The sequence below is a fragment of the Streptomyces sp. NPDC051636 genome (assembly GCF_044453765.1).
Classification (GTDB): Bacteria; Actinomycetota; Actinomycetes; order Streptomycetales; family Streptomycetaceae; genus Streptomyces.
Window position 1 is genome coordinate 265893 of the sequence record NZ_JBITDA010000004.1, and the last position, 18698, is coordinate 284590.

14 protein-coding genes and 1 pseudogene are annotated in these 18698 nt (G+C 70.7%); 11 read left to right on the forward strand and 4 right to left on the reverse strand.

From position 1 onward, the window contains the following. Window positions 1-56: 56 nt before the first annotated feature. The 3 genes and pseudogenes from ACIBBH_RS10870 to ACIBBH_RS10880 form a co-directional block, all read right to left on the reverse strand. Window positions 57-2558, reverse strand: coding sequence for a SpoIIE family protein phosphatase (locus ACIBBH_RS10870; protein ID WP_399403910.1), 2502 nt, complete (start codon window positions 2556-2558; stop codon window positions 57-59). A gap of 161 nt (window positions 2559-2719) precedes the next feature. After that, window positions 2720-3888, reverse strand: a pseudogene (locus ACIBBH_RS10875) (MFS transporter). A 160-nt stretch (window positions 3889-4048) separates the two neighbouring features. Continuing rightward, window positions 4049-4492, reverse strand: a complete 444-nt coding sequence (locus ACIBBH_RS10880; protein WP_399403911.1) for an SRPBCC family protein — start codon at window positions 4490-4492, stop codon at window positions 4049-4051. A gap of 181 nt (window positions 4493-4673) precedes the next feature. On the opposite strand from ACIBBH_RS10880, the gene ACIBBH_RS10885 reads away from it, so the two are divergent. The 4 genes from ACIBBH_RS10885 (at window position 4674) to ACIBBH_RS10900 (ending at window position 8439) form a co-directional block, all read left to right on the forward strand. After that, window positions 4674-5726, forward strand: coding sequence for an Rv2578c family radical SAM protein (locus tag ACIBBH_RS10885; protein WP_399403912.1), 1053 nt, complete (start codon window positions 4674-4676; stop codon window positions 5724-5726). Window positions 5727-5860: 134 nt separating this feature from the next. Next, window positions 5861-7441, forward strand: coding sequence for an alpha/beta hydrolase (locus ACIBBH_RS10890; protein WP_399403913.1), 1581 nt, complete (start codon window positions 5861-5863; stop codon window positions 7439-7441). A 59-nt stretch (window positions 7442-7500) separates the two neighbouring features. Further along, a complete protein-coding gene (locus ACIBBH_RS10895) occupies window positions 7501-7869 on the forward strand; it encodes a Rid family hydrolase (RefSeq protein WP_399403914.1) in 369 nt (122 codons plus the stop codon). Between the two features lie 39 nt (window positions 7870-7908). Then, window positions 7909-8439 (forward strand): GNAT family N-acetyltransferase, encoded by a 531-nt coding sequence (locus ACIBBH_RS10900; RefSeq protein ID WP_399403915.1) that lies wholly within the window; start codon window positions 7909-7911, stop codon window positions 8437-8439. Window positions 8440-8443: 4 nt separating this feature from the next. Here ACIBBH_RS10900 and ACIBBH_RS10905 read toward each other — a convergent pair whose 3' ends face one another. Next, window positions 8444-9019 (reverse strand): adenylosuccinate lyase, encoded by a 576-nt coding sequence (locus ACIBBH_RS10905; RefSeq protein ID WP_399403916.1) that lies wholly within the window; start codon window positions 9017-9019, stop codon window positions 8444-8446. A gap of 375 nt (window positions 9020-9394) precedes the next feature. Here ACIBBH_RS10905 and ACIBBH_RS10910 point away from each other — a divergent pair, with 375 nt between their 5' ends. The 7 genes from ACIBBH_RS10910 to ACIBBH_RS10940 all read left to right on the forward strand — a co-directional run bounded on the left by ACIBBH_RS10910 (window position 9395) and on the right by ACIBBH_RS10940 (window position 18612). After that, window positions 9395-11200, forward strand: coding sequence for a 3-hydroxyacyl-CoA dehydrogenase family protein (locus ACIBBH_RS10910; RefSeq protein WP_399403917.1), 1806 nt, complete (start codon window positions 9395-9397; stop codon window positions 11198-11200). 97 nt (window positions 11201-11297) lie between these two features. Beyond that, window positions 11298-12131, forward strand: a complete 834-nt coding sequence (locus ACIBBH_RS10915; protein WP_399403918.1) for a TetR family transcriptional regulator — start codon at window positions 11298-11300, stop codon at window positions 12129-12131. Between the two features lie 423 nt (window positions 12132-12554). Beyond that, the gene (gene ccrA, locus ACIBBH_RS10920) at window positions 12555-13892 is read left to right on the forward strand and encodes a crotonyl-CoA carboxylase/reductase (RefSeq protein WP_399404035.1); all 1338 of its coding nucleotides are present in this window, start codon (window positions 12555-12557) and stop codon (window positions 13890-13892) included. A 10-nt stretch (window positions 13893-13902) separates the two neighbouring features. Beyond that, the gene (locus tag ACIBBH_RS10925) at window positions 13903-15930 is read left to right on the forward strand and encodes a protein meaA (protein WP_399403919.1); all 2028 of its coding nucleotides are present in this window, start codon (window positions 13903-13905) and stop codon (window positions 15928-15930) included. Beyond that, complete coding sequence (locus ACIBBH_RS10930; RefSeq protein ID WP_399403920.1) at window positions 15927-16889, forward strand: HpcH/HpaI aldolase/citrate lyase family protein; 963 nt, start codon at window positions 15927-15929, stop codon at window positions 16887-16889. Before ACIBBH_RS10925 ends, ACIBBH_RS10930 begins: the two co-directional genes overlap by 4 nt. 5 nt (window positions 16890-16894) lie before the next feature. Further along, entirely contained in the window at window positions 16895-17407 is a 513-nt protein-coding gene (locus ACIBBH_RS10935; RefSeq protein WP_019757884.1) for a MaoC family dehydratase, read from the forward strand. Next, complete coding sequence (locus tag ACIBBH_RS10940) at window positions 17407-18612, forward strand: acyl-CoA dehydrogenase family protein (protein ID WP_103783615.1); 1206 nt, start codon at window positions 17407-17409, stop codon at window positions 18610-18612. Before ACIBBH_RS10935 ends, ACIBBH_RS10940 begins: the two co-directional genes overlap by 1 nt. The last annotated feature ends 86 nt before the right edge of the window (window positions 18613-18698 follow it).

Sequence of the window (18698 nt, forward strand, 5' to 3'; positions counted from 1 at the left end):
CGAGCCCGCGCACACCCGGGGTGCACGCGGGCGGAACGTGCGCCGCCGGCGGAGCCTCAGCCTCGGTGCCGACGCGGTGTCAGGGGCTGCTCGAACCACACCGTCTTGCGGTGTCCGGCGGCGTTGGCACCCCATTCGCGGGCCAGTCGGCTGACCACCCGCAGACCGCGCCCCGACTCGTCGTACGTGCCCGTGCTGAGCAGGGCGGGCAGGGCCGGTTCGTCATCGGTGACCTCGCACAGCAGCGCATCGGTGCGGACCAGCCGCAACCCGATCCGGTGGCCGTCGCCGTGCCGTACGGCGTTGGTGACGACCTCGCTGACCAGCAGCTCCGCTGTGTCGACGGCGTCGGTGAGGCCCCACTGAAGTAGCTGGGCGTGCACGAGGCCGCGGGCGCGGGCCACTTCGCGTGCTTCGCGGGCGAGTTGCCATTCGGCGACGTGGTCGGCGGGGATGCCGTTGAGCCGGGCCATCAGCAGGGCGACGTCGTCCTTGCGTCCGCCGCGGGTGTTGAGGGCCCGGATGATGGTGTCGCAGGCGTCGTCCATGGAGGCCGCGGGGTGGGCGGCGGACTCGCAGAGCGCGGCGAGGCCCTCGCCGATGTCGGCTCCGCGCACCTCGACCAGACCGTCCGTGCACAGCACCAGCCGGTCGCCGGGCAGGACCCGGACGACGGCGGCCTCGAAGGGGACGCCGCCCACGCCGATGGGGGCGCCGGTCGGCAGGTCGAGCAGTTCACTGCGGCCGTCCTCGGCGCGCACCAGGACGGGCGGGATGTGGCCGGCGTTGGACAGCTGCAGTTCGCCGCGGATCGGGTCGTAGACGGCGTACAGGCAGGTGGCGAGGTAGTTCTCGCCGAGCCGGCGGGCCAGGTCGTCGAGGTTGCGCAGCAGTTGGGCGGGCGGGGTCTCCATGGCGGCCATGGTCTGTACGGCCGTACGCAATTGGCCCATCATCGCGGCGGAGTTGAGGCCGTGGCCCATCACGTCGCCGACGACGAGGGCGGTGCGCGAGCCGGGCAGCTTGATGGTGTCGAACCAGTCGCCGCCTATCCGGCCGAGCCGGGTGCCGGGCAGATAGCGGGTGGCGACGTCGCAGCCGGCCATGCGCGGGGCGACCTGCGGCAGCATGCTGTCCTGGAGGGTGTCGGCGACGTTCTCCTGGTACGTGTACATGCGGGCGTTGTCGAGTACGAGGCCGGCGCGGGCGGCGAGTTCGGCGCCGGTGGTGCGGTCCATGTCGTCGAACGGCTGGCGGTCCGGGCGGCGCATCAGCACCATGAAGCCGAGGACGACGTTGCGCGCCTTGAGCGGGACGATCAGCAGGGAGCGGCCGTTGATGAGCGGCCTGAGGTCACGCTTCTCGAACTCGCCGGAGATACGCTCGCCCAGCTCCTCACTGATCCGCGGGATGAGAACCGGCTCGCCCGTGGCCATGCACTTGAAGAACGGGGTGTGTTCGGGGAAGGCGAAGGCCTCGCCGACCGGCACGGTGTCGTCCCAGCGGCCCGGTTCGTCGTTGTGCTCGACCCAGACGCGGTGCATCACCGTACTCGCGTCCGGAGGGCCGTCCGGGAAGCCCTCTCCCGCGAGGACCGCGGCGCGCAGGTGGGTGCCCGCGAAGTCCGCGAACCGGGGTACGGCGGCGCTGGTGACCTCGCGGATGGTCTCGTCCAGGTCCAGTGAGGAGCCGATGCGCGAGCTGACCTCGTTGAGGAACTCCAGCCGCTCGCGGACGGCCGCGTACTCCAGGTCCTGCTCGGCGCCGACGGGGACGAAGGCCACCGTCCGCTCCCGCGGGGCGACGTCGACGGGGCGGCGTCCCGCGCGGCGCGGCACCCCCCAGTCGGGCGTCACCGGCACCCGGTCGTACTGGCTGAACTCCAGGACCGGATAGCCGAGTTCGAGGATCTGGGAGACGATGCGGCCGCTGAGGCCGGGGCCCATGTTGGGCAGGATCTCGGGCAGCCGCCGGGCGAGTTCGCCGGAGGCGGGGAGTTCGGTGTGGCGGGCGAATCCGGGTGAGATGCGCTCGGCGGTCTCCTCGGCGTGGCCGCGTTCGAGGTGCAGCCGGGTGGCGTCGGCGGCGAGCACCAGGAGCCGGGCGGGTCCCGGGCCGACGAGCGGGTAGGCCCACCACAGGACGTCGAGGCGCTCGCCGCCGGATCCGGAATCGGGCTCCGTCTGCTCGGGCGGTTCCGCCTGCTGTCCGGAGATCCGGGCCCGGCCCGCCGTCGGGTAGGCGGTACGGCCGCCGAGCGAGGCCTCGAGGTCGGGGCCGAGCCCCTCGTAGGCCTCGTAGGGTCCGTAGGCGTCCAGCAGCGGTTCGGTGTCGAGGCTGTCGGGCAGGGCGCCGGAGACCGGCAGCAGATCGGCGGCGGCGTGCCCCACGGCGTCCTCCCGCGCGACGCCGAACAGCCGCCGCGCGCCCGTGCTCCAGTGCGACACCAGGCCGTCGCGGTCGACGACGACCACGGCGAGCGGAATCCGGCCGGCCCCGGCATTCCACGGCGCGGCGTCGTCCCCGGGCTCTACGCCCACTTCCGTGCCACGGTCCATGGCCCCGCCCCTTTCTCCCCCTCGAATGCGCGGGCTCCCTGTCGGCACCGCACGATCCACGTCATGATCTGCGCCGCCTACTCCACGGTACGGGTGTGTCACGTCGCGTGTGCGGCAACCGGTGAATTCCCGTGTCCCGACGCTCCGGCGCACGCCAAGGGCTAGTCTGCGTGCCCCAGTTGCAGATCCCGTTCCGTCCTGCCGCCCCCCGCCACCTGGAGCACGGTGGCCACGGGCGGGTATCCGGCGGCGATGACGGTGTACTCGCCGGAGGAGAGGTCGACGAACCGGAACGTGCCGTCCGTGCCGGTGGTGAGGGTGTCGACGACGTTGCCGGCCGCGTCGAGCAGGGTGACGCGGGCGTCCTCGACGGGCCGTCCGCCGCCGGCTCTGACGGTGCCGCGCAGCACGGCGCCGCCCGCGAGTTCGACGTCCTGGCGGGTCTCCCGGGAGGCCTGGACGGTGACAGGGAGCGCGGCGGGGCGGAAGGCGGGCGCGCTGGCGGCGAGCGTGTACTCGCCGGCCACGAGCTCGGTGATGACGTAGCCGCCCTCGCGGCCGGTGCGGGTGCTGGCGACGACCTCGCCGTGGACGTCGGTGAGGGTGACGGTGGCGTCCCGCACGGGGGTATGGAGACCGCCGCGAGCAGCAGCGCGCCGAGCAGGTCGAAGCGGCCCCGGGAGGGCGGCTTGGGGAGCTTCAGCACGGCGGTGACGACGGCCAGGCTGAGCAGGCCGAAGGGCACGTCGACGTAGAAGCACCACCGCCAGGAGAGGTGGTCGGTGAAGTAGCCGCCGAGGAGGGGCCCTGCGACGGAGGCGAGGCCGAAGGCGGCACCGGTCAGTCCGAGGAAGCGGCCGCGCCGGCGGGGCGGCACGATGTCGGCGATGATCGTCTGCACGCCGGTCATGAGCCCGCCCGCGCCGACGCCCTGCACCGCGCGGAAGGCGATCAGCTGGTCCATGCTTCGCGCCCGCCCGGCGAGCGCGGAGCCGACGACGAAGACGAGGATCGCGAACTGGAAGACGCCCTTGCGGCCGACGAGGTCGCCGAGCTTGCCGTAGACGGGCAGGGCCACGGTGGAGGTGAGCAGGTAGGCGGTGATCACCCAGGACATGCGGTCCAGACCGTGCAGCTCACCGACGATATTCGGCAGCGCGGTGGCGACGATCATCTGCTCCAGGGCGGCGAGGAGCAGGGCGAGCAGCAGCCCGGCGAAGACCGGCCGCACCCGGCGCGGGCTCGGTCCGGCGGCCGGTGCGGGCGGCGGGACGGGCGCCTGCCCGGGTGCCACGGCCGGCTCGTTCCGCACCAGAGTCGTCCCACCCACGTACCGCTCCCTCGTCGCTTTGCCCGAGAATTCCTGCGAAAACGCTTAATGCGACAACTACGGGCAAGCGTGACGAGTTACGGCACTGCGCCGGGGCGCGTGGAGATCCACTCGAACCGGTGAGGGGTGTCAACACCCCCTGAACGCGCTGCTCTTCGGGCTACTCCTCGACCTCGGCGGCGAGCTTGGCGAGGACGGCGTCGTAGATCCGGGCGAGGCCCTTGGGGGCGAAGGTCCTCTCGAAGAAGCCGCCGATGCCGCCGGCGCCCTTCCAGGTGGTGGTGACGACGACCCGGGACTTCCCCTCGCCGGCCGGGGTGACGCGCCAGGTGGTGACCATGGAGGAGTTGCGGTCCTTCTCGACGAGCTCGCCGTCGGTGGGCTCACTGACCTCCAGGAGGCAGTCGCGGACGCGCTTGCTGGTGGCCTGGAGCTTCCAGTGGACGAGGGTGCCCTCGCCGTCGCCGCCCTCGCGCACCTCATACTCGCTGAAGTGTTCGGGCAGCAGCTTCGCGCGCGTGCCGGTGTAGTCGGCGAGGGCGTCGAACACCTTCTCCGCGTCCGCCGCGACGACCCGCTCCGTAGTGGCCTCGACCTGCGCCATTGCATTCCTCCAGGACCTGCTGTGCTCGGGGTTTCTCAGGGTGGGAGGCAAGCCAACCACCCCGGTCCCCGGCCGCCCAAATCGGGGTGCCCCACGCCTGTCCGATGCGGTCGGAAACCGGCCTTGCGCGATCATGCGAACGTATGTTCTATTCTGTGCTCAGCGCTACCGAGGAGGCCTGATGCGCTGGGAGAACCTCACAGCCGGGTCCGAGCACGGCCGGGCCGACACCGCGCTGTTCGACGCGGACGCGGTCACGACGCGCACGTTCGACACACCCGAATTCCGCGGGATCACCTTCCACGAGGTGCGGGCCCGCTCGATCCTCAACCGGGTGCCGGGCGCCTCGCGCGTGCCGTTCGAGTGGACGGTCAACCCGTACCGGGGTTGCACGCACGCGTGCGTGTACTGCTTCGCGCGCAGGACGCACAGCTACCTGGACCTCGACACGGGCATCGGCTTCGACACCCAGATCGTGGTCAAGGTGAACGCGCCAGAACTGCTGCGCCGCCGGCTGGCCTCGCCCCGCTGGCAGGGGGAGCACATCGCGATGGGCACGAACGTCGACTGCTACCAGCGCGCCGAGGGCCGCTACCGCCTGATGCCGGGCATCATCTCCGCCCTCACCGACCACGCGAACCCCTTCTCGATCCTGACCAAGGGCACGCTGATCCTGCGCGACCTCGAGCTGCTCAAGCAGGCCGCGCGGGTCACGGACGTCGGCATCTCGGTCTCCGTCGGCTTCACCGATCAGGACCTGTGGCGCACCGTTGAGCCGGGCACGCCCGCCCCCGAGCGCCGGCTGGAGGTCGTACGGACCCTCGGCGAGCACGGCATCGGCTGCGGGGTGCTGATGGCGCCGGTGATCCCGTTCCTCGGCGACCACCCGGACCGGCTACGGGCCACCGTACGAGCCATCGCGGCCGCCGGGGCGACGTCCGTCACCCCGCTGGTGCTGCATCTGCGGCCCGGGGCCCGCGAGTGGTTCATGGCCTGGCTGGCCGCCCACCACCCGCATCTGGTGCGCCGTTACGAGCGGCTGTACGCGGAGGGCGCCTACGCGCCGAAGTGGTACCAGCGCCGGATCACCCGTCAGGTGCACGAGCTGGCGCGGGAGTACGGCATCGGCCCCACGCGCGCGGGCACGCACCGGCGGATCCGCCCGCCGGAACCGGCCGAACCCCACGCCTCCGGGCCGGACATGCCGGAACCGGTCCAGCTCACGCTGATCTGAGCGCGTTCGAGGGCATCCCACGGCCCAATCGGGTCAAGTATCGGCACAACACGTTCTTACAGGTCCGCTTTCCGGGACGATGCGGCGAGGACCGTGACCCTCGCGGTCCGCCCCCCGCCGTTCCGGGAGGACCCGTGAGAACACGCGCAGCCGTGCTGTGCGGCGCCGCCCTCATCGTGGCCGGGTCGGTCACGGCCGTCCCCGCCGACGCGAGCGGCCCGCGGCCCGCGCCCGCCGCCGCCCAGGCCTCCGGGCTCACCTGGAAGAAGTGCGGCACCACCGACTATCCGACGCTGCAGTGCGCGTCCCTGAAGGTGCCGCTCGACCACGCGAGGCCCTCCGGCCGGCAGATCACGCTGGCCCTCTCCCGGGTCCGGCACACCGCCCGGACCTACCAGGGCCCGCTGCTGGTCAACCCCGGCGGCCCCGGCGGCAGCGGCCTGACGCTGGCCGGCTTCGTCGCGTCCGCGCTGCCCAAGGCGGTGGCCGCCCAGTACGACGTGATCGGCTTCGACCCGCGCGGCGTCGGCAAGAGCACCCCGGCGCTGGACTGCGAGCCCGGCTACTTCGACCCCGTGCGCCCCGACACCGTCCCCGCCACGCCCGCGCGGGAGAAGGCCGGCGTCACGCGCGCGAAGGCCTTCGCCGCCGCCTGCGGCAGGAAGTACGCGAACGTGCTGCCGTACATCGACACCGTCAGCGCCGCCCGGGACGTGGACGCCGTCCGGCGGGCCCTCGGCGCCGGGAAGGTCAGCTACTTCGGCTACTCGTACGGCACCTACCTCGGCGCCGTCTACGCCAAGCTCTACCCCGAGCGGGTGCGCCGCCTGGTCCTGGACTCCGTCGTCGACCCGACCGGCGTCTGGTACGACGACAACATCCGCCAGGACTACGCCTTCAACGACCGCCACCGCGCCCTGATGGCCTGGATCGCCAAGTACGACTCGACGTACAGGCTCGGCACCGACCCGGAGAAGGTCGAGGCCAGGTGGTACGCGATGCGGGCGGCACTCGCGAAGAAGCCCGCGGGCGGCAAGGTCGGCGCCTCCGAGCTGGAGGACACCTTCATCCCCGGCGGCTACTACAACGGCTACTGGCCCTACCTCGCCGAGGCGTTCACGGCCTACGTGAACGACAAAAACCCCGCTCCCCTGGTCGAGGCGTACGAGGACTTCGCCGCCGTGGACGGCTCGGGCGACAACGGCTTCAGTGTCTACGCCTCGGTGCAGTGCCGTGACGCCTCCTGGCCGCGCGACTTCGAGCAGTGGCACAAGGACACCCGGGAGGTGTACGACCGGGCACCCTTCATGGCGTGGAACAACGCCTGGTACAACGCGCCGTGCGCCTTCTGGCCGACCAGCTCCCTGCCCCGGGTGAACATCGCCAACGGCAAGCTGCCGCCGGCCCTGCTGTTCCAGGCGACGAACGACGCGGCCACCCCCTACCAGGGCGGGGTGACGGTCCATCACCTGCTCGCCGGCTCCAGCCTGGTTCTCGAGCGGGGCGGCGGCAACCACGGCATCACACTGAGCGGCAACACCTGCCTGGACACGTACCTGGCCACCTATCTGACCAATGGCGAGGTCCCGCGCGCCGGCGGCGAGGCCGACGCGGTGTGCCAGGCCCTGCCCGACCCCGGACCGCTCGCCGCCGATACGTCGTCCACCTCGTCCCGCGGCGCGGGCCTGCACGGGCTGCTGCGCTTCCGGGGCTGAGCAGGGCGGGCCGGCGGCCCGTCGGGGGCGTTGTCGGACCCATGGTCCACCACGGACGCATGAGTGAGCCGACCAGGATCGCCGCCCCCGACGGGGTCGCCCCCGCCGCCCAGTTCGTCGCCGCCTCCGGCCGGCTCGCCGTCGACGAGGACGGCGAGACCGTCGGCGCGGGCGACCCGGCGGCGCAGGCCCGTCAGGTCTTCGGGAACCTGAGGCGCTGCCCGGCCCCCGCCGGGGCGACGTTCGAGGACGTCGGCCAACTCACCCACTTCGTCACGGACATGGCGCACGTGCCCGCGATCCGTGCGGCCCGCGCCGCGCACATACCCGACGACCGGCTGCCGGCGGCCTCGGCGGTGCAGGTGGCCGCGCTGGTCGCTCCGGAGTTCCTGATGGAGGTCGAGGCGTTCGCCGTGGTGCCCGGATAATCCCGGGCACCATGCCCGGGCGCTGCCTAAGGTGCCGTCATGGACCACCGGCCCCCTCCCGTCCGCCCGATGACCCTCGCCGACTGCGACCGCGTCTCCGAGATACGCGTCCGCGGCTGGCAGAGCGCCTACCAGGGACTCATGCCGCAGTCGTACCTCGACGCGCTCAGCGTGACGCAGGACGCCGAGCGGCGGCGCGCCCGCTTCTCTGCCCACGCCAGGGACGGTGTGGTGAACCTGGTCGCCGAGCGGGACGGTGAGATCGTCGGCTGGGCGGCGCACGGCCCCCACCGTGCGGGCGGAACACGCACCGGGGACTGCGAGCTGTACGCGGTCTACGTGGACTCCGCGCATCACGGGAGCGGGGCGGGAAGAGCGTTGCTGGAGAAGTCGGTGCGGCAGTGCGCCCCCGCCCACGCGCGCATGTTCCTGTGGGTGCTGAAGGAGAACGCGCCCGCCCGGCGTTTCTACGAGCGGGCGGGCTTCCGCGCGGACGGGGCCGAGGAGCCCTTCGAGGTGGACGGGGTGGCCGTGCCCGAGGTGCGGTACGTGAAGGAGCTGACCCGCTGACGGGTCAGCGCTGCGCCGGGATCCGCGCCAGCGCGTGCACCGCCGCCTCGGCCAGCGCCGGGTGGGCGAGGGCCTCGTTCAGTACGCGCCGGGCGCGGGCGTCCCCCAGTGCGCCCAGGCCCTCCACGCAGGCGAGGGCGACCCGGCGGTAGGGGTCGTGCGGGCGCAGCCGCCGTTCCAGGGTGGTGATCAGCGCGGGCACGGACTCGGGGGCGCGCAGTTCGACCAGGAGCCGCACGGGGTGCAGGGCGTAGGCGACGCGCAGTTCGTTCGTGGCGAGGGCGGCGGCCGCGCGGGCGGTGCGGGGGTCCCGCAGGCGGGCCAGGGCGTACGCGGCGGATGCGCAGCGCGGCGGGTCGCGGTGGTTGAGCAGCAGGACGAGGGATTCGAAGGCGCGCCGGTCGCCCGCCACCCCCAGCCGGAACGCGGCCAGTTCCCTCGCCCACAGCGGCTGCCCGGCCGCGGTGAGCACCTCCGCGAGTTCGTCGAGGTCGCCGGTCACCGCGAGGCGCTCGTACGCCGCCGAGCCGCCGGACTCCTGCCGTAGACGCTCCGTGAGCGATCGCAACTCTTCGTCCACGAAGCCCAGCGTAGGGGCGTGGCGGGCCGAAGGGGACCTACATCACAAACTCCGGGGCTGGCGTGCTCGTTACCCGCCGGTTAAGCTCAGACGAGCGAGTTACCCACTCGCACATCCACTTGCGACGGTTTGGTGACGCGGCCGTCGTGAGCGCTGGTCGGTTCGGTACGTCGTGTACCGCAGTACGACTCGGCTTCGGGACAGAGCCGGTCGGTCTTTGCCGTTCCCCGGGCGTGTGCGCCCGATGCGACGGCACCGGGCGTGTGCGCTTGCAGCCCGGCGAACACCCGCACTCAGCACTCCTGCACGCCCCGGTGTGCGCCCCTCGGCGCACCCGGCGCGCTCTCGTCGTCACCCTCATTCCTGGAGTCCGCGATGGCCACTCCCCTGTCCGACACCCCTCTGTCCCCGCTCAAGACCATTGCCGTCGTCGGCCTCGGCACCATGGGCACCGGCATCGCCGAGGTCCTCGCCAAGGCCGGCCGCGAGGTGATCGGCATCGACATCAGCGAGGCCCAGGCCGCGAGGTCCGTCGCCGCGCTGGAATCCTCCACCGCTCGTGCCGTGGCCCGCGAGAAGCTCACCGAGCAGGAGCGAGCGGACCTCCTGGCCCGGGTCCGCACCTCCACCGACCTCGGGGCCGCCGCCGACGCCGACCTGGTCATCGAGGTCGCCCCGGAGTCGTACGAGATCAAGCATCAGATCTTCCGCGAACTCGACGGCATCGTGCGTCCGGAGACGATCCTCGCGACCGGCACCAACGCCCTGTCGGTCACCCGCCTCGCCGCCGACTCCGCCCGCCCCGAGCGGGTGCTGGGCCTGCACTTCTTCAACCCGGCCCCCGCGATGCGGCTCGTCGAGGTCGTCTCCTCCGTGCTGACCGCGCCCCAGGCCGTCGCCGCGGTCACCGACCTCGCCGTCGAGCTCGGCAAGGAGCCGGTCGCGGTCGGCGATCGCCCCGGGTTCGTCGCGGACGGCCTGCTGTTCGGCTACCTCAACCAGGCCGCCGCGATGTACGAGGCGAAGTACGCCTCCCGCGAGGACATCGACGCCGCGATGCGGCTCGGCTGCGGCCTGCCGATGGGCCCCCTCGCCCTGCTGGACCTGATCGGCATCGACACCGCGCGGACGGTCCTCGACGCCATGTACTCCGAGTCCGGCGACCGGCTGCACGCCCCCGCGCCGATCCTGAAGCAGCTCAGCGAGGCGGGCCTGACCGGCCGCAAGTCGGGCCGCGGCTTCTACACGTACGAGGCCCCCGGCAGCGCCACCGTCGTGCCGGACGCCCTGACGCCCGGCACGGGCGGCCCCGGGACCTCCGGCCGCCCGGTCCGCTCGGTCGGTGTCGCCGGGTCCGGCACCATGGCCTCCGGCATCGCCGAGGTCTTCGCCAAGGCCGGGTACGACGTCGTCCTGGCCGCCCGAAGCGAGGAGAAGGCGCAGGCCGCCAAGGCCCGCATCGGCAAGTCGCTGGCGCGCTCGGTCGACAAGGGCCGGCTGACCGCCGAGGCCGCCGCGCAGACCCTGGACCGGATCACCCCGGCTGGCTCCTACGACGCCTTCGCCGACGTCGACCTGGCCGTCGAGGCGGTCGCCGAGGACCTGGAGGTGAAGCGGCAGCTGTTCACGACGCTGGACAAGGTGTGCAAGCCGGGCGCGGTCCTGGCGACCACGACCTCCTCGCTGCCGGTCGTCGCCTGCGCCCGCGCCACCTCACGTCCGCAGGACGTGATCGGCATGCACTTCTTCAACCCCGCGCCGGCGATGAAGCTGGTCGAGGTCGTCCGTACGGTGCTGACCGCGGACGACGTCCACGCGACGGTCCGCGAGGTCTGCGCGCGGATCAAGAAGCACGCGGTCGACTGCGGGGACCGGGCCGGCTTCATCGTGAACGCGCTGCTGTTCCCGTACCTCAACAACGCGGTCAAGATGGTCCAGGAGCACTACGCGTCCCTGGACGACATCGACGCGGCGATGAAGCTGGGCGGCGGCTACCCGATGGGCCCCTTCGAGCTCCTGGACGTGGTCGGGCTCGACGTCTCCCTGGCGATCGAGAAGGTGCTGCACCGCGAGTTCCGCGACCCGGGGCTGGCTCCGGCGCCGCTCCTGGAGCACCTGGTGGCCGCGGGCTGCCTCGGCCGCAAGACCGGCCGCGGCTTCCGCGAATATGCCCGCCGCTGAGCGTCCCGCGGAGTGGGGCGGACTGCTCGACCCGGCCGGAGGACCCCCGCCCTTCCAGGGCGGGGGAAACCCCGGACCTGCGCATCGAGCTGCGCGCATGCAGTACGTTCGGGGCATGTCCCAGCCCGCCAAGTCCTCCCGTACACCAGCTGCGCCCGACGCGTCGGAAAGTGCCGCAGGCGGCCGTGCCGCCGCCCAGCGCCTCAAGATGCGCCGGGAACTGGCGGCAGCCGCGATGGAGTTGTTCGCGACCAAGGGGTACGAGGCGACCACCGTCGACGAGATCGCGGCCGCGGCCGGGGTCGCGCGCCGCACCTTCTTCCGCCACTTCCGTTCCAAGGAAGAGGCGATCTTCCCCGACCACGACGACACACTGATCCGCGCCGAGGCGGTCCTCAACGCCGCCCCCGCGCACGAGCATCCGCTCGACACCGTGTGCCGCGGCATCAAGGAAGTCATGAAGATGTACGCGGGCCGGCCGGAGATTTCCGTCGCCCGCTACAAACTGACCCGCGAGGTGCCCACCCTGCGCGAGGCGGAGATCGCGTCGGTGGCCCGCTACGAGCGCCTGTTCACCCGCTACCTCCTCGGCCACTTCGACGAGCACGCCCACGACGACGACGCCAACGACGACCCGCTGCTCGCCGAGGTCGCCGCGTCCGCCGTGGTCACCGCCCACAACCACGTCCTGCGCCGCTGGCTCAGGGCCGGGGGGCAGGGCGACGTCGAGGCGCAGCTCGACCACGCGTTCGCGATCGTGCGGAAGACCTTCGGCACCGGCATCGGCGCCGGGCGCGCCACCGCCCCGAAGCCGGTGGCGGCCCCCGCCACGGTCTCCGCGCACGGTGAGGTGCTGGTGACGGTCGCCCGCACCGACGCCCCGCTGGACGAGGTGATGCGGACCATCGAGGAGGCCCTCAAGGACCGCTGAGCGCGCCTACGGCGCCCCTCGCCGATGTGACGACGGCCACCCCACGGGGTGGCCGTTTTGGCATGTCAGGGCACCTTTTCTCGCGGATTTCAGAGCCCGTTCGATCGATCATCGCTCACTTGTTACGTAAAGATTTCACCTGAGAGAAAGTCATGGCACTCAGTGCCTTGCGAGGTGACACGCCGTGTCATACGTTGAAGGTGTCCGGGCGGCCGGCGCGCAGAGACCATTCGTGCGTCGGCTGTCCCCGCAAGCCGACGGCCTGCGCGCCCGGACGCCTGCGTCACAGGCAACCTCCCGCGCCACAAAGCGCTGCCGAAGTACCACCGCCGAACCGACGGCAACCCTCAACCCTCAGCAGCACCGACGAATCCCCAGCGCCCCTCCCTCAGGGCGCTCACCGCCGGAGGCAATACCGTGACCGTGAAGGACATCCTCGACGCGATCCAGTCGAAGGACGCCACGTCCGCCGACTTCGCCGCCCTGCCGCTCCCCGAGTCGTACCGCGCGATCACCGTGCACAAGGACGAGACGGAGATGTTCGCGGGCCTCGCGACCCGCGACAAGGACCCGCGCAAGTCGATCCACCTCGACGAGGTGCCGCTGCCCGAGCTCGGCCCGGGCGAGGCCCTGGTGGCCGTCATGGCCTCCTCCGTCAACTACAACTCGGTGTGGACCTCGATCTTCGAGCCGCTGTCCACGTTCGGCTTCCTGGAGCGCTACGGCAGGCTCAGCGAGCTCACCAAGCGCCACGACCTGCCGTACCACATCATCGGCTCCGACCTCGCGGGCGTCGTCCTGCGCACCGGGCCCGGCGTCAACGCCTGGAAGCCCGGTGACGAGGTCGTCGCGCACTGCCTGAGCGTGGAGCTGGAGTCGAGCGACGGCCACAACGACACCATGCTCGACCCCGAGCAGCGCATCTGGGGCTTCGAGACCAACTTCGGCGGCCTGGCGGAGATCGCACTCGTCAAGTCGAACCAGCTGATGCCCAAGCCGGACCACCTGAGCTGGGAGGAGGCCGCCGCCCCCGGCCTGGTCAACTCCACCGCGTACCGGCAGCTGGTCTCCCGCAACGGCGCCGGCATGAAGCAGGGCGACAACGTGCTCATCTGGGGCGCGAGCGGCGGTCTCGGCTCGTACGCGACCCAGTTCGCGCTGGCCGGCGGTGCCAACCCCATCTGTGTCGTCTCCAGCCCGCAGAAGGCGGAGATCTGCCGCTCGATGGGCGCCGAGGCGATCATCGACCGCAACGCCGAGGGCTACAAGTTCTGGAAGGACGAGAACACCCAGGACCCCAAGGAGTGGAAGCGCTTCGGCAAGCGCATCCGCGAGCTGACCGGCGGCGAGGACATCGACATCGTCTTCGAGCACCCCGGCCGCGAGACCTTCGGCGCCTCCGTCTACGTCACCCGCAAGGGCGGCACCATCACCACCTGCGCCTCGACCTCGGGCTACATGCACGAGTACGACAACCGCTACCTGTGGATGTCCCTGAAGCGGATCATCGGCTCCCACTTCGCGAACTACCGCGAGGCCTGGGAGGCCAACCGGCTCATCGCCAAGGGCAAGATCCACCCGACGCTGTCGAAGGTGTACTCCCTGGAGGAGACCGGCCAGGCCGCCTACGACGTGCACCGCAACCTCCACCAGGGCAAGGTCGGCGTCCTGTGCATGGCGCCCGAGGAGGGCCTGGGCGTGCGCGACGAGGAGAAGCGCGCCAAGCACATCGACGCCATCAACCGCTTCCGGAACATCTGAGAGGCGTCACATGAGTGAGCGTCAGAAGGACCGGCCGTGGCTGATGCGGACCTACGCCGGTCACTCCACGGCCGAGGCGTCGAACGAGCTGTACCGGCGCAACCTCGCCAAGGGCCAGACCGGCCTGTCGGTCGCGTTCGACCTGCCGACGCAGACCGGCTACGACTCCGACCACATCCTCGCCCGCGGCGAGGTCGGCCGGGTCGGCGTGCCGGTCGCGCACCTCGGTGACATGCGCCGGCTGTTCCAGGACATCCCCCTGGAGCAGATGAACACCTCGATGACGATCAACGCCACGGCCATGTGGCTGCTGGCGCTCTACCAGGTCGTCGCGGAGGAGCAGGGTGCGGACATCACCAAGCTCCAGGGCACGACCCAGAACGACATCGTCAAGGAGTACCTGTCCCGGGGCACGCACGTGTTCCCGCCGGGGCCGTCGCTCCGCCTGACGACGGACATGATCGCGTACACGGTCTCCCACATGCCGAAGTGGAACCCGATCAACATCTGCAGCTACCACCTGCAGGAGGCGGGCGCCACGCCGGTCCAGGAGATCGCGTACGCGATGTCCACGGCGACAGCCGTCCTGGACGCCGTCCGCGACAGCGGGCAGGTGCCGCAGGAGCGCATGGGAGACGTCGTCGGCCGTATCTCCTTCTTCGTGAACGCGGGCGTCCGCTTCGTCGAGGAGATGTGCAAGATGCGGGCGTTCGGGCGGATCTGGGACAGGATCACGCGCGAGCGCTACGGCATCGAGAACCCCAAGCACCGGCGCTTCCGCTACGGCGTCCAGGTCAACTCCCTCGGTCTGACCGAGGCGCAGCCGGAGAACAACGTCCAGCGGATCGTGCTCGAGATGCTGGCCGTGACCCTCTCCAAGGACGCACGCGCGCGTGCCGTGCAGCTGCCCGCCTGGAACGAGGCCCTCGGTCTGCCCCGGCCGTGGGACCAGCAGTGGTCGCTGCGCATCCAGCAGGTGCTCGCCCACGAGAGCGACCTTCTGGAGTACGACGACATCTTCGAGGGCTCGAAGGTCATCGAGGCGAAGGTGAGCGAGCTCGTCGAGGAGTCCCTCGCCGAGATCGAGCGGATCCAGGAGATGGGCGGCGCGATGGCCGCCGTCGAGTCCGGCTACCTCAAGTCGCAGCTGGTCGCCTCGCACGCCGAGCGCCGGGCCCGGATCGAGTCCGGGCAGGAGAAGATCGTCGGCGTCAACATCTTCGAGACGACCGAGCCGAACCCGCTGACGGCGGACCTGGACACCGCGATCCAGACGGTCGACCCGGCGGTCGAGGCCCGCGTGATCGAGTCCCTCCAGCGCTGGCGCGACACGCGATACCAGCCGCCCTTCAACCACCCCCGCCCCTGCAAGGCGCTGGAGAGGCTGAAGGAGGCCGCCAAGGGCACCGGCAACCTCATGGAGGCCACCCTGGAGTGCGCCCGCGCCGGCGTCACGACCGGCGAGTGGGCGGGCGCGCTGCGCGAGGTGTTCGGGGAGTTCCGGGCGCCGACCGGGGTCTCCTCCGCGCCGGTGGCCGTCGCCGCCGAGGCGGGCTCGGCGCTGGCCGAGGTCCGCGCCAAGGTGGACGCCACCGCCCGCGATCTGGGCGTCGGCAAGCTGCGCTTCCTGGTCGGCAAGCCGGGCCTGGACGGGCACTCCAACGGCGCCGAGCAGATCGCCGTGCGGGCCCGCGACGCCGGGTTCGAGGTGGTCTACCAGGGCATCCGGCTCACCCCGGAGCAGATCGTGGACGCGGCCCTCGCGGAGGACGTGCACGCGGTGGGCCTGTCGATCCTCTCCGGCTCTCATGCTCAGCTGGTGCCGGACGTGCTGGAGCGGCTGCGTGTGGCCGGTGCCACAGATATACCGGTGATCGCAGGTGGCATCATCCCGAACGGGGACGCCGAACAGCTCCGGGCAGCCGGAGTCGCCGCGGTCTTCACCCCGAAGGACTTCGACATCACCGGGATCATCGGCCGCATCGTCGACGAGATCCGCAAAGCGAACAAGCTCGACCCCCTGGAGGTCCCCGCATGACGACCGTCAACCGCCTTCGCCCGCGGCGCTCCTGCCTGGCCGTGCCGGGCTCGAACCCGCGCTTCCTCGAGAAGGCGCAGGGCCTCCCCGCGGACCAGGTCTTCCTGGACCTGGAGGACGCGTGCGCCCCGCTCGCCAAGCCCGAGGCGCGGCACACCATCGTCAAGTTCCTCAACGAGGGCGACTGGACGGGCAAGACCAGGGTCGTGCGCGTCAACGACTGGACGACCGAGTGGACGTACCGCGACGTCGTGACCGTCGTCGAGGGCGCGGGCCCCAACCTCGACTGCATCATGCTGCCGAAGGTGCAGAACGCCGAGCAGGTCGTCGCCCTGGACCTCCTGCTGACCCAGATCGAGAAGACCATGGGCTTCGAGGTCGGCCGGATCGGCATCGAGGCGCAGATCGAGAACGCGCAGGGTCTGAACAACGTCAACGCGATCGCGCAGGCCTCCCCGCGCGTCGAGACGATCATCTTCGGCCCGGCCGACTTCATGGCCTCCATCAACATGAAGTCGCTCGTCGTGGGCGAGCAGCCGCCCGGCTACCCGGCGGACGCCTACCACTACATCCTGATGAAGATCCTTATGGCCGCCCGCGCCAACAACCTCCAGGCGATCGACGGCCCCTACCTGCAGATCCGTAACATCGACGGCTACCGCGAGGTCGCCCAGCGCGCCGCCGCCCTCGGCTTCGACGGCAAGTGGGTGCTGCACCCGGGCCAGGTCGAGGCCGCCAACGAGGTCTTCTCCCCCTCCCAGGAGGACTACGACCACGCCGAGCTGATCCTGGACGCGTACGAGTACTACACGTCCGAGGCGGGCGGCAAGAAGGGCTCGGCGATGCTCGGCGACGAGATGATCGACGAGGCCAGCCGCAAGATGGCGCTGGTCATCTCCGGCAAGGGACGCGCCGCCGGCATGCAGCGCACGTCGAAGTTCGAAATCCCGGAGGCCTGAGCGCGATGCAGTTCGGACGCACCTACGAGGAGTTCGAGGTCGGGGCGACGTACAAGCACTGGCCGGGCAAGACGGTCACGGAGTACGACGACCACCTGTTCTGTCTCCTCACCATGAACCACCACCCGCTCCACATGGACACCAACTATGCGGAGAAGACGACGGACTTCGGCAAGAACGTCGTCGTCGGGAACTACATCTACTCGCTGCTGCTCGGCATGTCCGTGCCGGACATCTCCGGCAAGGCGATCGCCAACCTGGAGATCGAGTCGCTCAAGCACGTGGCGCCGACCTTCCACGGCGACACGATCTACGGCGAGACGACCGTGCTCGACAAGTGGCCGTCGAAGTCGAAGAACGACCGCGGCATCGTCTACGTCGAGACCAAGGGCTACAAGCAGGACGGCACGCTCGTGTGCGTGTTCCGCCGCAAGGTCATGGTGCCGACCGAGACGTACATCAAGGAGCGCGGCGGCGAGCAGCCCGGCCGCCCGGAGCTGAAGCAGCAGGAGAAGTAATGGCACGCCTCGCCCAGACCGCCGGTCTGACCGACGTCCAGCAGGAGATCCTCTCCACCGTCCGGGACTTTGTCGACAAGGAGATCATCCCGGTCGCCACCGAGCTCGAGCACCGCGACGAGTACCCGCAGCAGATCGTGGACGGCCTGAAGGAACTCGGCCTGTTCGGTCTGATGATCCCCGAGGAGTACGGGGGTCTGGGCGAGTCGCTCCTCACCTACGCGCTGTGCGTGGAGGAGATCGCCCGTGGCTGGATGTCGGTGTCCGGCATCATCAACACCCACTTCATCGTCGCGTACATGCTCAAGCAGCACGGCACGCAGGAGCAGAAGGACCACTTCCTGCCCCGCATGGCGGCCGGCGACATCCGCGGCGCCTTCTCGATGTCGGAGCCGGGCCTGGGCTCCGATGTGTCGGCGATCACGTCGAAGGCGGTCAAGGACGGCGACGAGTACGTCCTGAACGGCCAGAAGATGTGGCTGACGAACGGCGGCACGTCGTCCCTGGTGGCCGTCCTGGTCCGAAGTGACGAAGGACACCCCGAGGGCACGGCCCCCCACAAGTCGATGACGACCTTCCTGGTGGAGAAGGAGCCCGGCTTCGGCGAGGTCCGCCCCGGGCTCACCATCCCCGGCAAGATCGACAAGATGGGCTACAAGGGCGTCGACACCACCGAGCTCATCATGGACGGCCTGCGCATTCCGGCCGATCGGGTACTCGGCGGCGTCACGGGTCGAGGTTTTTACCAAATGATGGACGGCGTGGAGGTCGGCCGCGTCAACGTGGCGGCGCGTGGCTGTGGCGTCGCTCAGCGTGCGTTCGAGCTGGGTGTCCAGTACGCCCAGCAGCGTCACACTTTCGGCAAGCCGATCGCCCAGCACCAGGCCATCCAGTTCAAACTGGCGGAGATGGCCACCAAGGTCGAGGCCGCGCATGCCATGATGGTGAACGCGGCCCGCAAAAAGGACTCGGGAGAACGAAACGACCTCGAAGCAGGGATGGCGAAGTACCTCGCCTCCGAGTACTGCAAGGAGGTCGTGGAGGACGCCTTCCGGATCCACGGCGGCTACGGCTTCTCCAAGGAGTACGAGATCGAGCGCCTCTACCGCGAGGCTCCGATGCTGCTCATCGGTGAAGGTACCGCCGAGATCCAGAAAATGATCATCGGTCGCAGGTTGCTCGAAGAGTATCGGTTCCAGGGTTAGATGTCGTAGTTCGGGGTGTTTTCTTCGAGAAGAAGATCACACCCCGCCAACGCGCTTCGGCCGCCGACTCGGCTTCCTGGCTTGCC